Source organism: [Mannheimia] succiniciproducens MBEL55E, from assembly GCF_000007745.1.
Classification (GTDB): Bacteria; Pseudomonadota; Gammaproteobacteria; order Enterobacterales; family Pasteurellaceae; genus Basfia; species Basfia succiniciproducens.
This window is the reverse complement of sequence record NC_006300.1, coordinates 336,612-350,437: the sequence shown is the minus strand read 5'-3', so window position 1 is coordinate 350,437 and position 13,826 is coordinate 336,612. Positions and strand designations below refer to the sequence as shown.

The following is a 13,826-nucleotide window of genomic DNA, read 5'->3' as shown; positions in this document are numbered from 1 at the left end:
TTTTTTTCGTTGCTAAACAAAAGAAAAAAAATGAAAATAAGGAGTAAATATGAAGCTGAACGAGAAAGAACAACTAATCATAGATTCGCTTAAACGGAAAGACGTCATTACAAACATAGAACTAAGCGAAATATTACAATGCTCAACCGTTACAATCAGAAGTCTGATTCGATCTTTAGAAAAAAAAGGGCTAATTATTCGCACGCACGGAGGGGCCAAACTCTGCAATGATTACCTTGATATTCATATACCGGCCGGAAATATTTTTAAGGAAAGAGAAGCTAAATTACGTATCGCCGAGAAAGCCTATCAATACATAGCGGAAAGAGACACTATTATTTTAGATGATTCCTCTAATAGCTATTATTTAGCGCAAGTTATAAAAAAATATTCGGATAAATATTTGATTATTATAACCAATTCATTGCCGGTAATTGCTGAACTATCTACCTGTTCCGCCGTAGAAATCATTTCTATCGGCGGAGTATTGAGGGGAAATAAAAATGCCTTTGTCGGTGATTTTGCTATTGAAATGTTAAAGAATTTTAAAGCTACAAAGGCTTTTATCGGCGTACATGGTATCGATCCCGAATTTGGTATTACCTCTATTGGCAATGAACAAATGATGATCAAAAAACAGATTTTTAAAATTGCACAATATGTTTATGTTTTAACTTGTAGTGAAAAATTCGGCACGGGTTATTTACTGGTTTCAGCCCCGCTCTCTCAGGTTCATAAAATTATTACGGATAAGAATATCGATAAAAATATCTTAAATGTTATCAAAAGCAGCGTAGATATAGATCTTGTATAAATATTAAGAGGTTACTTATGAAAAAGTATTATTTTGGTACCAATCTCAAAATGTACAAAGGAATAGCCGATACAACTCGGTTTTTAGCCCAACTCTCCGAATTAACTCATGATATTCGGGCTAATAACGATATAGAATTATTTGTCATTCCGTCTTATACCGCTATCCAATCCGCTATTCAAACCACACTAGCCACTTCTCATGATAATCCGATTATTATTGGCGCTCAAAATATGAATCCTAACGATAACGGGCAATATACAGGAGATATTTCACCATTAATGCTGAAAGAAATAGGAACTCAATTGGTAATGATCGGGCATTCCGAAAGACGCCACAAATTTGGCGAAACAGATCGGCAGGAAAATGAAAAAGTACTATCGGCTTTAAAACATGATCTAACGACACTACTTTGCGTTGGCGAAACACTTGAACAAAAAAATTATAATATTTCCGACGAAGTATTAAGAACTCAATTGAAAATAGGTCTATCGGGAATTAATACAAATCAATTAGCCAAACTAAGAATAGCTTATGAACCCGTATGGGCAATTGGTGAAAGCGGCATTCCTGCCACCGCAGATTATGCGAATGAAAAACATGCAGTTATTAAACAATGTTTAATTGAGTTATTTGGTGACGCGGGAAAAGATATTCCCGTTTTCTACGGCGGTAGCGTTAATGCGGAAAACTCGAATGAACTATTCGGACAACAATATATTGACGGGCTATTTATAGGTCGTAGTGCTTGGGATGCAGAAAACTTCTTCAAAATTATTGAACGTATCGTTAATAAATAAGCGGAACCACTTTAAAAAGTGCGGTCAAAATTTCGAGAATTTCGACCGCACTTTACCAAGCCGCTTACCTTAATAAACAGCTATCAACAAATTTAAAAAAAGAGAAAAATTAGAATAATCTCTCGTTCATGTCTAACAATTCAGCCTTAAATGAACGTCTCATGTTATTGATTGCGTCAATGATATCATGATGGACTAATTGCTCGTTTTGAATACCGACACAATATCCGCCTTTACCTTGTAATAACAAATCAACCGCATAAACCCCCATACGGGATGCAAGAATACGGTCAAAAGCACAAGGAGAACCGCCGCGTTGAACATGACCTAATACTGTGGCACGGGTTTCATGGTGAACGCGTTCTTCAATTCTTTTAGCTAACTCATGAACATCAGTAATTAATTCCGTTATTGCAATAATTGCGTGGCGTTTACCATTAGCAATGCTGCGCTCAATTTGTTGAATTAATTCCTCTTGATCAAATTCGACTTCCGAAGCCACAATATATTCACATCCACCGGCAAGCGCAGCATTAATCGTCAAATCGCTGCAATGGCGCCCCATAATCTCCACAATAGAAATACGTTGGTGCGAACTTGAGGTATCACGTAAACGGTCAATCGCATCAACCGCCGTTTCTAATGCGGTTTGATAACCAATCGTATAGTCCGTACCCGGTGCGTCATTATCAATAGTACCCGGCAAACCTATACATTGGATGCCATGTTCTTCGGTTAATAATTTAGCCCCGGTATATGAACCGTCACCGCCGATTACGACTAATGCATCAATACCATGAGAACGTAAAATTTCTGCACATTTTGCCCGCACTTCAGGATTTTTAAATTCCGGGAAACGTGCAGAACCCAAGAAAGTGCCCCCTCTGGTAATAACATCGGATACGCTATAACGGTTCAATTGTTTGATTTTATTATGGTATAGCCCATAATAACCGTCATAGACGCCAAATACTTCCAATCCTTCAAACAATGCAGAACGCACAACGCCGCGAATCGCGGCATTCATGCCGGGTGCATCGCCACCACTTGTCAATACAGCAATTTTTTTAATCATAGGTCAATTACCTTAAGTTAAAGTCTAATAATAAATTTGGGGTATAAGATACACCATAAGGTATATCCGCTCTAGAAAAATTTTCTGATTTCCAGCAAAGTTTGATTAGTATCAGCTTTTATTTCACTTTGCTTTTTGTTCAGCCAATACCACGCTTGTAGGCTCATGATGAATTACAATTTCTACCCTTGGGAAAGCCTGTTTTAAACGCGTTTCTAAACTGTCTGTAATCGCATGCGCCTGCACAAAAGAGAGATCATCGCTAAGCTCTAAGTGCATTTGAATGAATCGCACTTCGCCCGCTCGTCTCGTACGTAAATCATGAAAACCGATTATATTCGGATCTTCTCTGATCAAACGTTCAATCTGTTCAATTTCCTGTTCCGGCAAAGCAAGATCCAATAATAATTGCACCGCATCAAAACACATTTTACCGCCGTTAACCAAAATATAAACGGCAATCAAAATAGCAAATACCGCATCCGCCCATATGAAATCCAAAGATCCTAATAATAAGGAAAGCATAATGGCGGCATTCATAAGCAAGTCCGTTTGGTAATGCAGTTGATCCGCTTTAATCGCCGGACTATCCGTTAATTTAATCACTTTGTTTTGATATGCCACTAAGATAAATGTCAGCAAAATCGAAAACATGGTTACCGTAATGCCCAGCCCCGTTTGTTGAATAACTTTAGGTTCGCCCAAACGTTGAAACGCGTGCAATAACAGCAACAGAGCGGAACCAATAATAAAAGCGCCCTGCGCAAGAGATGCCAAAGACTCGGCTTTACCATGCCCGAATGAATGATTATGATCCGCCGGCATTAAAGCAAAGCGGAGAATTAATAAACTCATGAAGGAAGCAAGCAAATCCAATGTGGAATCGGTAATCGAAGCCAACATACTCACGGAACCCGTTTGCCACCAGGCAAACGCCTTAACCACAATCAAGGTCACCGCGGTGAACACCGCCAAAAGAGAGGCTCTTTTAACCAAGGTTGAATATTGTTTACTCATTATTTCGGCAGACCCAATTCCATTTAGTAGTAGATAAACGCTCCATTTCTTTATCTACGGCGTATTTTTTTAAATAACCGATAAGTTTCACTTTGCCCATATTCATTAATTTCTTCGTTTTGGGAATCTTCAATGAATATTGATATTGAGCGAAACCGCAACCCATCACATTTTCACCCTTAGCCACATCAACCTGCCAATCGTCATGCTGTGCGGAAGGCGCATAAATCACAAACGCATATAAAGAATCGTCTTTTTCCATTAATTGAAAATGCTCGACACCGGTATTTTTATAAACCTTTTCGCGCAATGCAATACGATCGGCGATACTGCGTTGTTCGGTATTGCGATCATTTAAAATTTCGATTTCGCTCTTCCAGTTTTTCAGATTTTCTTTATTTTCAAGATAAACATAACGAGCCACCGAACCTAAATCCTGCTGAGCCCTTAAATAATAAGTCTTTCCGTTATGAACAATTTCTTTCGGCACTTCAATGTGCGGTAATTTTTCAGCGTTTTTTTGCGGAAGCGTCGAAGAACCGACACAACCCGCTAAAAAACTGACGGCGGCTAAAATAAGTATTTTTTTCATCTTTTACTCACCTAAATCACGCTTAAAGACAAATTCGTCTTTTGTGGAAGCGGCTTCATCAAACCAATAACCGGCCAAATTGAATTCTTTTAACTGCTCTGCCTCGGTTAAACGGTTTTGGATAATATAACGGCACATTAAACCGCGGGCTTTCTTGGCATAAAAACTGATTACTTTATATTTACCGCCTTTATTATCAAGAAATACGGGCTTAATAATACGCGCCTTCAATTGACTTGCTTGCACCGCTTTATAATATTCATCCGAAGCAAGGTTGACTAAGATATTATCACCCTGTTCATCCAATGCCTGTTGTAAAGTTTGGGTAATCACATTTCCCCAAAAAGCGTATAAATCTTTCCCTTTCTTATTGGCAAGTTTAGTCCCCATTTCCAAACGGTAAGGCTGCATTAAATCCAAAGGTTTCAGCAAACCGTATAAGCCTGACAACATACGCAAATGCTGCTGCGCAAACAACACATCATCAGAAGTTAAGCTTTCCACGTCCAAGCCGGTATAAACGTCGCCTTTAAAAGCATAAATTGCCGGACGCGCATTTTGTTCGTTATGGTCTGCCTGCCAATCGGCAAAACGTGCCGCATTAAGCCCCGCCAGTTTATCGCTGATAGACATCAGAGAAGCGATTTGTGCCGGACTTAATTGCTTACAAATATCAATAAGTTGTTGACTATATTGAGTTAACTGCGGTTGAGAAATTTCGAATTTTGGCACCGCACTTTGATAATCAAGTGTCTTTGCGGGTGAAATAATGGCTAACATGGCAATTCCTCCGTTTAAAGAAACTCGGCATTATACACTAAATCTAGGATAATTGGGTGTCCAATTGCCAATCAATTTCCGTGATTTTATGTTCTTGTAAGTAATTATTTGCTTTAGAAAAATGATGACATCCTAAAAAGCCTCGATGAGCGGAAAGCGGCGACGGGTGAGGCGCAGTCAGTACGCAATGGCGGTCGCGATCAATAAACTGACCTTTTTTCTGCGCATGACTGCCCCACAATAAAAATACTAAATTTTCCCGGTGTCGGTTTAAAGCGGCAATCACGCGGTCGGTAAAAGTTTCCCAACCAAAATTGGCATGGGAATGGGCCAAGCCGCGCTCAACCGTCAACACCGTATTGAGTAATAGCACGCCCTGTTCCGCCCACTTGACTAAATAACCGTGACGAGGAATTTGGAATCCCGCAATATCATTTTCCAATTCTTTATAAATATTCAATAGTGAAGGCGGCGGCACAATTCCCGGCAATACAGAAAACGCTAATCCGTGCGCCTGATTCGGACCGTGGTAAGGATCTTGCCCGAGAATCACTACTTTTACCTGATCAAATTCCGTTAATTTAAAAGCATTAAACACATCATGCTGAGGAGGATAAATTGTTTTACCCGCATCACGAGCGGCATGAACTTGCTGCAAAATATGCTGAAAATAAGGCTGTGTTTTTTCCGTTCCGATAACGTCTTTCCAAGTTTGCATTTAATCATCCTCCGGCTAATCATGAAACGAAATTATAAATAAGTTTACCGGCACTGAAAATAGAAAATATTCCTAGGACTTTTGAGCTTATTAAATAAAACGGTATCCGGCATTTAAAATATGTTGCTTGAATTCATTGCAATGAGCGGTTTGTTTATAAAAAAATATTCAAGGCCTTCTTATCTTTTATAAACAGAGTCTATATAAAAGTTAACAAAATTTAATTCCGTATAATTTCATACGCTAAAGCCATGATATAAATCAAAAACATAAAAATATCATAAAAATATTTTACATTTAGTTTCAAAAATAGTTGAAAATTTAAAATTTTTTGATAAACTGCTCATCACTTAAACAATTTAGCTTAACAAACGCCAAAATTTAGGAGGCAACTTTATGATTAAAGGTATTCAAATTACTAAAGCAGCAAATGACAATTTATTAAATTCATTCTGGTTATTAGACAGCGACAAAGGCGAAGCCCGTTGTCTAGCGGCTAAAGCGGAATTCGCTGAAGACCAAATCGTTGCAATCAACGAATTAGGTCAAATCGAATATCGCGAATTAGCGGTAGATGTTGCGCCTACAATTAAAGTTGAAGGCGGTCAACACTTAAACGTAAACGTATTACGTCGCGAAACATTAGAAGATGCGGTAAATAACCCGGATAAATACCCGCAATTAACAATCCGCGTTTCAGGTTATGCGGTTCGTTTCAATTCATTAACGCCTGAACAACAACGCGATGTTATCACTCGTACTTTCACAGAAAGTTTATAATTTTAAAGTTTAGCTTATAATCCGGAAAACACCTCGAAAGTTTAGCTTTTGAGGTGTTTTTTTATGTTTTTTTAGCCTCGTTTCTTCTTTTTATATCCTCTGATATTTTCTTTTCTCTTACAAAAAAGTGCGGTAAAAATTTCGCGAATTTTATAGCGCTCTCAAGGACTTTCGGGTACAATCAGCCGATTAAACTTTTTATAAAAAACAACTATTTTGAGCATATAACTATTAAAATGAAAAACATTCGTAACTTTTCGATTATTGCCCATATTGACCACGGTAAATCCACGCTTTCAGATCGTTTGATTCAAACCTGCGGCGGCTTATCCGATCGCGAAATGGAAGCGCAGGTCCTCGACTCCATGGATCTTGAACGTGAGCGCGGTATTACGATTAAAGCGCAAAGCGTAACCTTGAACTACAAAGCAAAAAACGGTGAAACCTATCAATTAAACTTTATCGATACGCCGGGACATGTTGACTTTTCATACGAGGTTTCCCGTTCGCTTGCGGCTTGCGAAGGTGCGTTATTGGTGGTTGATGCCGGACAGGGTGTAGAAGCGCAAACCCTTGCCAACTGCTACACAGCTATTGAAATGAATCTCGAAGTTGTTCCGATTTTAAATAAAATTGACTTACCGGCGGCGGATCCCGAACGCGTTGCCGAAGAAATCGAAGATATTGTCGGTATTGACGCAATGGAAGCGGTGCGTTGTTCCGCTAAAACCGGCGTAGGTATTGAAGATGTGCTTGAAGAAATCGTCGCCAAGATCCCAGCGCCCAAAGGTGATCCGAATGCGCCTTTACAGGCACTAATTATCGACTCCTGGTTCGATAATTACCTCGGTGTGGTTTCGCTGGTTCGCGTTAAAAACGGCGTATTACGCAAAGGCGATAAAATTAAAGTGATGTCAACCGGGCAAACCTACAATGTGGATCGTTTAGGGATCTTCACGCCGAAACAAGTGGATAAAAATGAGCTTGAATGCGGCGAGGTAGGTTGGGTTGTTTGCGCAATTAAAGATATTTTAGGCGCGCCGGTGGGCGATACCCTGACCTCACAACATAACCCGGCAAGTTCCGTATTACCGGGCTTTAAAAAAGTGAAACCTCAGGTTTACGCAGGTTTATTCCCGGTAAGCTCCGACGATTACGAAGCTTTCCGCGATGCGCTGGGTAAATTAAGTTTAAACGACGCGTCTTTATTCTACGAACCTGAAACCTCTACCGCTCTGGGCTTTGGTTTCCGTTGCGGTTTCTTAGGTTTGTTACACATGGAGATCATTCAGGAACGTTTAGAGCGTGAATACGATCTTGACCTAATTACCACCGCACCTACGGTAGTGTATGAAGTGGAATTAACCAACGGCGATGTGATTTATGTGGACAGCCCGTCTAAATTACCGCCGCTAAATAATATCTCTGAAATTCGCGAGCCGATTGCGGAATGTAACATGTTGGTGCCGCAAGAATATTTAGGCAACGTTATCACCCTTTGCGTGGAAAAACGCGGTGTGCAGACTAACATGGTTTATCACGGTAACCAAATCGCTCTGACCTATGAAATCCCTATGGGCGAAGTGGTATTGGACTTTTTTGATCGTCTAAAATCCACCTCACGCGGTTATGCTTCGCTGGATTACAGCTTCAAACGCTTCCAGGCCGCCGATATGGTTCGTGTGGATATTATGATTAACGGCGAACGGGTTGACGCCCTTGCCCTTATCGTTCATAAAGATAATGCGCCTTATCGCGGCCGCGAATTAGTGGAAAAAATGAAAGAGCTGATTCCGCGCCAACAATTTGATATTGCGATTCAGGCGGCTATCGGCAACCACATTATCGCCCGTTCAACGGTAAAACAATTGCGTAAAAACGTATTGGCAAAATGTTACGGTGGAGACGTGAGCCGTAAGAAAAAACTCTTACAAAAACAAAAAGAAGGTAAAAAACGCATGAAACAATTAGGTAACGTTGAAGTTCCTCAAGAGGCGTTTTTAGCTATCTTACACGTTGGTAAAGACAGTAAATAAGGAAAGATTAATGGCGAATTTTTTTCTCCCGATTCTATTAGTTGTCGGTTTTGCTATCTGGAAAGTATTGGATCATTTTACGTTGCCTAATACTTTTTCCATTTTATTGATAATTTTGACCGCACTTTCCGGCATTTTGTGGTGCTATCACCGTTTTGTCGTTAACCCGAAACGCAGCCGCCAGATTACCCGTATTGAACAACGTACGGGCAAAACCCTCAGCGCCGAAGAAAAACAAAAAGTGGAACCGGTTTCCGAAGGTTCCGAATTTGTCGCTTCAATTTTCCCGGTATTGGCTTTTGTGCTGATTCTGCGTTCTTTTGTATTCGAACCTTTTCAAATTCCTTCGGGTTCAATGGAGCCGACATTACGTATCGGTGATTTTTTGGTGGTGGAAAAATACGCTTACGGTATTAAAGATCCCGTTTTTCAAAATACCTTAATTGAAACGGGTAAACCGCAACGCGGCGACGTAATTGTATTCAAAGCGCCGCCGCAACCGAATGTGGATTACATTAAGCGTATCGTCGCTATTGGCGGCGACCGAATCCGTTATAACGAATTAGATCGCAAAATTACGCTTGTTTACGGTGAAAACGGCAAACCTTGCAGCGAAAACTGCGAAGTTAAAGAATTCTCATATAGCGAGCCTGTGGAAAATAAAGAATTTCAGTTCATTATCGGTCAAAACCCTGACGGAAGTTTAATGTATGGTCCGAGCCCGCTGGAAACAACGGAAAGCGGCGATGTAGAACATAAAATCCATTGGTATCCGGAACCGATTTCCGAAGGATACCGCTATAAAGATTATAGTACTCAGGATAATTACATCACCGAATGGACAGTACCGGAAAACCAATATTTCGTCATGGGTGATAACCGCAACAACAGCGAAGACAGCCGCTTTTGGGGTTTTGTGCCGGAAAAAAATATTGTCGGTAAAGCCACTTATATTTGGCTGAGTCTGGATAAAAAACAAAACGAATGGCCGACGGGCATCCGTAGCGAACGGATTTTTCAAAAGATTCAATAATTTTTTGTTTTGCTCATGCTTAAAAGACTGGCAAAACTCGTTGTTTTACTGTCTGTTTTACGGGGTATTATTGCTTATTTAATCAATATCGTCCCAACCGCCAGCATGGCGCCGACATTTATGCCGCAGGATTTTATTTTGGTTAATCGCGTTGCCTATAATTTAAAAATTCCCGTACTTGGCGATACGATAACTCCTTTAAATACGGCAAAAAGAGGCGATATCGTTATCTTCAGACAAGATGGCGGAACTGATGAATACATTAAACGTATAATTGCCGTTGAACATGATCATGTTCGTTATGATCAAAAAAGCGGAATAATTTCGGTTACGCCGAATTACAGGCAAAATAATTGTCAGATTAATCATTGTGAAACACTGCTTTATAAACAGCAAAACGAACGGAATTATTTGAATCCGGAAACGGTACTCTTTTCCCAGCAAGGCGAGAAACTTGCCTTGATTGAGCGTCAGGAATTCACTGATGAAACTAACCACGCTATTTTGTTGACAAAAGTGCGATACGATCAGTCCGCCCATTATTTTAAACAGGATAATTTGCCGTTAGGCGAATGGATTGTGCCGGCAGGACATTATTTCGTGATGGGGGATTTTCGAGAAAACAGCATTGACAGCCGCTTTTTCGGTTTTATCCCTCATGATAACTTAACGGGAAAAGCGGTTAGCGTTATTTTTAACCCGAAACAAGAAACTCGTTTTTTTAAAACTATTCAATAATATGAACCATTTAGATAGATTACAACGTCAGATAAGTTATGAATTTAAAGATATTACGTTGCTAAAACAAGCGTTAACGCACCGTAGTGCCGCCACCAAACATAACGAACGCCTTGAATTTTTAGGCGATGCGATTTTGAATTACACGATTGCCGACGCCTTATATCATCAATTTCCTAAATGTAATGAAGGGGAATTGAGCCGTATGCGCGCAACCCTTGTCAGAGAGCCTACATTGGCAATTCTGGCCCGCCAGTTTAAACTCGGCGAATATATGGCGCTTGGACATGGCGAACTGAAAAGCGGCGGTTTCCGTCGCGAATCAATTCTGGCGGACTGTGTCGAAGCTATTATCGGCGCGATATCGCTAGACAGCAGTTTAGTCAGCGCTACACAAATTACCTTACATTGGTATGAAAAATTATTACGGGAAATCAAACCCGGCGAAAACCAAAAAGACCCGAAAACAAGATTACAGGAATATTTACAAGGTCACCGTTTAGCACTACCGACTTACGATGTAAAAGACATAAAAGGGGAAGCACACTGCCAAACCTTTACTATCGAATGCCATGTGCCGAACCTTGACCGCACGTTTATCGGCGTCGGCAGTAGCCGCCGTAAAGCGGAACAAGCCGCCGCAGAACAAATTTTGACAGCATTGGAAATCAAATGACAGAAACAAAACCGGAAAACATTGTACAACACAATGAAACAACTGCCGCCGAGCAAGAAACCTATTGTGGCTTCGTTGCTATCGTCGGTCGTCCGAATGTAGGCAAATCGACCCTACTGAACAAAATTTTAGGACAAAAAATTTCAATTACTTCGCGTAAAGCGCAAACCACCAGACACCGCATCGTCGGAATTCATACCGAAGGCCCTTATCAAGCCATTTATGTGGATACGCCGGGGTTGCACATTGAAGAAAAACGCGCCATTAACCGCTTAATGAACCGTGCGGCAAGCAGCGCAATCAGCGATGTAGATTTAATTATCTTCGTTGTGGACGGTATTCACTGGAATGCGGACGACGAAATGGTGCTCAATAAATTACGGGCCTCAAAAGCGCCTGTAGTATTGGCAATCAACAAAATAGATAATATCAAAAATAAAGATGAACTCTTGCCGTTCATCACCGAATTAAGCGGTAAATTCAATTTTAAAGAAATTATCCCTATTTCCGCACAACGCGGCAATAACGTACATAATCTACAAAAAGTGGTTCGTCAGTCTTTGCGTAAAGGCGTTCACCATTTCCCGGAAGATTATGTTACCGATCGCTCGCAACGTTTTATGGCGTCGGAAATTATCCGTGAAAAACTTATGCGCTTTATGGGCGAAGAACTGCCTTATTCGGTTACCGTCGAAATCGAACAATTTAAAATGAACGAGCGCGGTACTTACGAAATTAACGGATTAATCCTCGTCGAACGGGAAGGCCAAAAGAAAATGGTTATCGGACAAGGCGGTCAGAAAATTAAAACCGTCGGCATTGAAGCCCGCGCAGATATGGAACGTTTGTTTGATAATAAAGTACATCTTGAATTATGGGTTAAAGTGAAATCCGGCTGGGCGGATGACGAACGAGCCTTACGCAGCCTGGGTTATATGGAAGAATATTAATCCGTTACTCTTTTCTGAAAAACTGCGGTCGAAATTTTTAAAATTTCGACCGCAGTTTTTTACTTATAATTCAATTATTTTCTGTATAAATTGATACAAAGCACTTGGGCTAAGGTATAAAGTGACGAGCCTTTACGTAAATCCACCGTTCTCATTTTTTGATGTTCGGGCGTAACGGGATCACCGGTTCCCCAGAATTCGGAATAATAATCGGTTTTTAAATGAGTTAGTTTCATGGTATCGCAATTGACCACTTTCGCCTGACGCATAGATTTTGCGATTTTATCGCGGTCGCTATAAACATGAGGACCTTTTCGCAAATTAATCACCGCATCAAAATGAATCATATTTTTACTGTCCGAATCCACCCACACCGAATTGATATCTGCATAATAATGCAAATTATGCGGCATTCTTACAAAACCTGGTTGTACTAAAGATGGCGGCAGCAACGGATCCGCTGGTAATGTTCGCTGGCTAATACTGCCTGTTGAACAAGCAACAAGCATTGATGCAGCAATAAATAACAAAACTGATTTTTTCATCTTGAGCTCCTTAAACCATAATGCAAGCGGTGCGATAAGGTTAGTTTATTGTGGCACACTTTTCTGCAAACCGCTAGCGCTTATAGATGTTTTAAATCAGTAGCTTCTATTTAAAATGATGCGAGCAGAAAAAATATTTATTGGCTTTCTTTCAGTAAATCGAAATATTTTGTCCATTCAAAATACTGACCGGGGTCAATCTTTCGCCCCGGCGCAACATCACAATGTCCCACAATACGATCTTCGGTTATTTTCGGGTAATAATGTCGAATGATGTTCGTTAACTCCGCTAAACGTTGATACTGCACTTCGGTAAAAGGCTGTTCATTACTTCCTTCCAGTTCAATGCCGATAGCATAATCATTGCATTTTTCCCTCCCTTGAAAGCAGGATTCGCCCGCGTGCCAAGCCCGATCATTAAAGCTGACAAACTGAGTGACCCGCCCGTCCCGTCCAATTAAACAATGAGCCGAAACCCTGATTTGGTAAATAGTCTGGAAATAAGGATGAGTTTCCGGATTTAATTTTCCTTGGAAAAAATCCTCAATATAACCGCCGCCAAACTGTTCGGGCGGTAGACTAATATAATGAATAACTAAGAGGGAAATATCCGCTTGCGACGGACGCGAGTCGAAATGGGGCGAAATAATTTTTCTTACTCCGCTTAGCCAACCGTTTTTAATTTTTATTGGATGTTTTACTGTCATCATTTTTTATTTTTGCGATCCTGCTCGAGAATTAAAATGAAAAAATTTGCTCACATTTTTCTTTTATTAGATGTTAATACTATTCTCTCTAACATAAGGAAAATTCATGAAAAATTACCGCACTTTATCTCAGTACCCTGCCATTCGCAAAGGTTTTACACTGATTGAATTAATGATTGTTATCGCTATTATTGCCATTCTCGCTACTATTGCAATTCCCTCTTATCAAAATTACACCAAACGGGCGGCAATTTCCGAATTATTGCAGGCGGGCGCACCCTATAAAGCCGATGTGGAATTATGTATTTATGAAAAAGGCGGTGAAAAAGACTGCTCAAGCGGTGCCAACGGTATTGCCGAACCGGCGAAAACAAAAGGGAAATACGTTGATGCCGTCACCGTGAGCAGTGGTACGATTTCCGTTACCGGTAAAGGCAGTTTATCCGGTGTCAGTTATTCGACCAAAGCTACCGGTAATGCTTCGGAAGGTATCAGTTGGACGACAACCTGCACGCCTAAAGATATTTTCCCGGCAGGTTTTTGTGATAATAAAGAATAGCGATGT

The 13,826-nt window shown here is 40.5% G+C and carries 16 protein-coding genes; 9 read left to right on the top strand and 7 right to left on the bottom strand.

Features of this window, described 5'->3' with window-relative positions; all coding sequences use genetic code 11:
- The first annotated feature begins 49 nt into the window (after positions 1-49).
- Both MS_RS01730 and MS_RS01725 read left to right on the top strand, forming a co-directional pair.
- On the top strand, positions 50-814 hold the full coding sequence (locus tag MS_RS01730; RefSeq protein WP_011199562.1) for a DeoR/GlpR family DNA-binding transcription regulator: 765 nt from the start codon (positions 50-52) through the stop codon (positions 812-814).
- Positions 815-831: 17 nt separating this feature from the next.
- Positions 832-1,614, top strand: coding sequence for a triose-phosphate isomerase (locus MS_RS01725; protein WP_011199561.1), 783 nt, complete (start codon positions 832-834; stop codon positions 1,612-1,614).
- Positions 1,615-1,723: 109 nt separating this feature from the next.
- Here the strand turns inward: MS_RS01725 and pfkA are convergent, their stop codons facing one another.
- The 5 genes from pfkA to ung all read right to left on the bottom strand — a co-directional run bounded on the left by pfkA (position 1,724) and on the right by ung (position 5,796).
- On the bottom strand, positions 1,724-2,689 hold the full coding sequence (gene pfkA, locus MS_RS01720; protein ID WP_011199559.1) for a 6-phosphofructokinase: 966 nt from the start codon (positions 2,687-2,689) through the stop codon (positions 1,724-1,726).
- 123 nt (positions 2,690-2,812) lie between these two features.
- A complete protein-coding gene (locus MS_RS01715; protein WP_011199558.1) occupies positions 2,813-3,706 on the bottom strand; it encodes a cation diffusion facilitator family transporter in 894 nt (297 codons plus the stop codon).
- The gene (locus tag MS_RS01710) at positions 3,699-4,298 is read right to left on the bottom strand and encodes a hypothetical protein (protein ID WP_011199557.1); all 600 of its coding nucleotides are present in this window, start codon (positions 4,296-4,298) and stop codon (positions 3,699-3,701) included. The genes MS_RS01715 and MS_RS01710 overlap by 8 nt, the downstream gene beginning before the upstream one ends.
- A 3-nt stretch (positions 4,299-4,301) precedes the next feature.
- Positions 4,302-5,078, bottom strand: a complete 777-nt coding sequence (gene yaaA / locus MS_RS01705; RefSeq protein WP_011199556.1) for a peroxide stress protein YaaA — start codon at positions 5,076-5,078, stop codon at positions 4,302-4,304.
- A 43-nt stretch (positions 5,079-5,121) separates the two neighbouring features.
- Entirely contained in the window at positions 5,122-5,796 is a 675-nt protein-coding gene (gene ung, locus MS_RS01700; protein WP_011199555.1) for a uracil-DNA glycosylase, read from the bottom strand.
- A gap of 396 nt (positions 5,797-6,192) precedes the next feature.
- Here ung and grcA point away from each other — a divergent pair, with 396 nt between their 5' ends.
- The 6 genes from grcA to era all read left to right on the top strand — a co-directional run bounded on the left by grcA (position 6,193) and on the right by era (position 12,009).
- Positions 6,193-6,576: an autonomous glycyl radical cofactor GrcA gene (gene grcA / locus MS_RS01695; protein ID WP_011199554.1), complete on the top strand. Its 384-nt coding sequence runs from the start codon at positions 6,193-6,195 to the stop codon at positions 6,574-6,576.
- Between the two features lie 236 nt (positions 6,577-6,812).
- Complete coding sequence (gene lepA, locus MS_RS01690; protein ID WP_041639510.1) at positions 6,813-8,612, top strand: translation elongation factor 4; 1,800 nt, start codon at positions 6,813-6,815, stop codon at positions 8,610-8,612.
- A gap of 10 nt (positions 8,613-8,622) precedes the next feature.
- The gene (gene lepB, locus MS_RS01685; protein ID WP_041639508.1) at positions 8,623-9,645 is read left to right on the top strand and encodes a signal peptidase I; all 1,023 of its coding nucleotides are present in this window, start codon (positions 8,623-8,625) and stop codon (positions 9,643-9,645) included.
- 15 nt (positions 9,646-9,660) lie between these two features.
- Positions 9,661-10,383, top strand: a complete 723-nt coding sequence (gene lepB, locus MS_RS01680) for a signal peptidase I (RefSeq protein ID WP_041639506.1) — start codon at positions 9,661-9,663, stop codon at positions 10,381-10,383.
- A 1-nt stretch (position 10,384) separates the two neighbouring features.
- The gene (gene rnc, locus MS_RS01675; RefSeq protein ID WP_011199550.1) at positions 10,385-11,059 is read left to right on the top strand and encodes a ribonuclease III; all 675 of its coding nucleotides are present in this window, start codon (positions 10,385-10,387) and stop codon (positions 11,057-11,059) included.
- Positions 11,056-12,009: a GTPase Era gene (era, locus tag MS_RS01670; protein ID WP_011199549.1), complete on the top strand. Its 954-nt coding sequence runs from the start codon at positions 11,056-11,058 to the stop codon at positions 12,007-12,009. The genes rnc and era overlap by 4 nt, the downstream gene beginning before the upstream one ends.
- Positions 12,010-12,083: 74 nt before the next feature.
- Here the strand turns inward: era and MS_RS01665 are convergent, their stop codons facing one another.
- Both MS_RS01665 and ampD read right to left on the bottom strand, forming a co-directional pair.
- Positions 12,084-12,554 carry a surface-adhesin E family protein gene (locus tag MS_RS01665; RefSeq protein ID WP_011199548.1) on the bottom strand — a complete coding sequence of 157 codons (471 nt, stop codon included), beginning with the start codon at positions 12,552-12,554 and terminating at the stop codon, positions 12,084-12,086.
- Positions 12,555-12,691: 137 nt separating this feature from the next.
- Complete coding sequence (gene ampD, locus MS_RS01660; protein ID WP_011199547.1) at positions 12,692-13,264, bottom strand: 1,6-anhydro-N-acetylmuramyl-L-alanine amidase AmpD; 573 nt, start codon at positions 13,262-13,264, stop codon at positions 12,692-12,694.
- Positions 13,265-13,367: 103 nt separating this feature from the next.
- On the opposite strand from ampD, the gene ppdD reads away from it, so the two are divergent.
- Positions 13,368-13,820, top strand: a complete 453-nt coding sequence (ppdD, locus tag MS_RS01655) for a prepilin peptidase-dependent pilin (RefSeq protein ID WP_011199546.1) — start codon at positions 13,368-13,370, stop codon at positions 13,818-13,820.
- Positions 13,821-13,826: the final 6 nt, after the last annotated feature.

Excerpts from the sequence above, each read along its gene's own strand:
- MS_RS01730 (WP_011199562.1), top strand. The coding sequence starts at position 50 with ATGAAGCTGAACGAGAAAGAACAACTAATCATAGATTCGCTTAAACGG.
- MS_RS01725 (WP_011199561.1), top strand. The coding sequence starts at position 832 with ATGAAAAAGTATTATTTTGGTACCAATCTCAAAATGTACAAAGGAATA.
- pfkA (WP_011199559.1), bottom strand. The coding sequence starts at position 2,689 with ATGATTAAAAAAATTGCTGTATTGACAAGTGGTGGCGATGCACCCGGC.
- MS_RS01715 (WP_011199558.1), bottom strand. The coding sequence starts at position 3,706 with ATGAGTAAACAATATTCAACCTTGGTTAAAAGAGCCTCTCTTTTGGCG.
- MS_RS01710 (WP_011199557.1), bottom strand. The coding sequence starts at position 4,298 with ATGAAAAAAATACTTATTTTAGCCGCCGTCAGTTTTTTAGCGGGTTGT.
- yaaA (WP_011199556.1), bottom strand. The coding sequence starts at position 5,078 with ATGTTAGCCATTATTTCACCCGCAAAGACACTTGATTATCAAAGTGCG.
- ung (WP_011199555.1), bottom strand. The coding sequence starts at position 5,796 with ATGCAAACTTGGAAAGACGTTATCGGAACGGAAAAAACACAGCCTTAT.
- grcA (WP_011199554.1), top strand. The coding sequence starts at position 6,193 with ATGATTAAAGGTATTCAAATTACTAAAGCAGCAAATGACAATTTATTA.
- lepA (WP_041639510.1), top strand. The coding sequence starts at position 6,813 with ATGAAAAACATTCGTAACTTTTCGATTATTGCCCATATTGACCACGGT.
- lepB (WP_041639508.1), top strand. The coding sequence starts at position 8,623 with ATGGCGAATTTTTTTCTCCCGATTCTATTAGTTGTCGGTTTTGCTATC.
- lepB (WP_041639506.1), top strand. The coding sequence starts at position 9,661 with ATGCTTAAAAGACTGGCAAAACTCGTTGTTTTACTGTCTGTTTTACGG.
- rnc (WP_011199550.1), top strand. The coding sequence starts at position 10,385 with ATGAACCATTTAGATAGATTACAACGTCAGATAAGTTATGAATTTAAA.
- era (WP_011199549.1), top strand. The coding sequence starts at position 11,056 with ATGACAGAAACAAAACCGGAAAACATTGTACAACACAATGAAACAACT.
- MS_RS01665 (WP_011199548.1), bottom strand. The coding sequence starts at position 12,554 with ATGAAAAAATCAGTTTTGTTATTTATTGCTGCATCAATGCTTGTTGCT.
- ampD (WP_011199547.1), bottom strand. The coding sequence starts at position 13,264 with ATGATGACAGTAAAACATCCAATAAAAATTAAAAACGGTTGGCTAAGC.
- ppdD (WP_011199546.1), top strand. The coding sequence starts at position 13,368 with ATGAAAAATTACCGCACTTTATCTCAGTACCCTGCCATTCGCAAAGGT.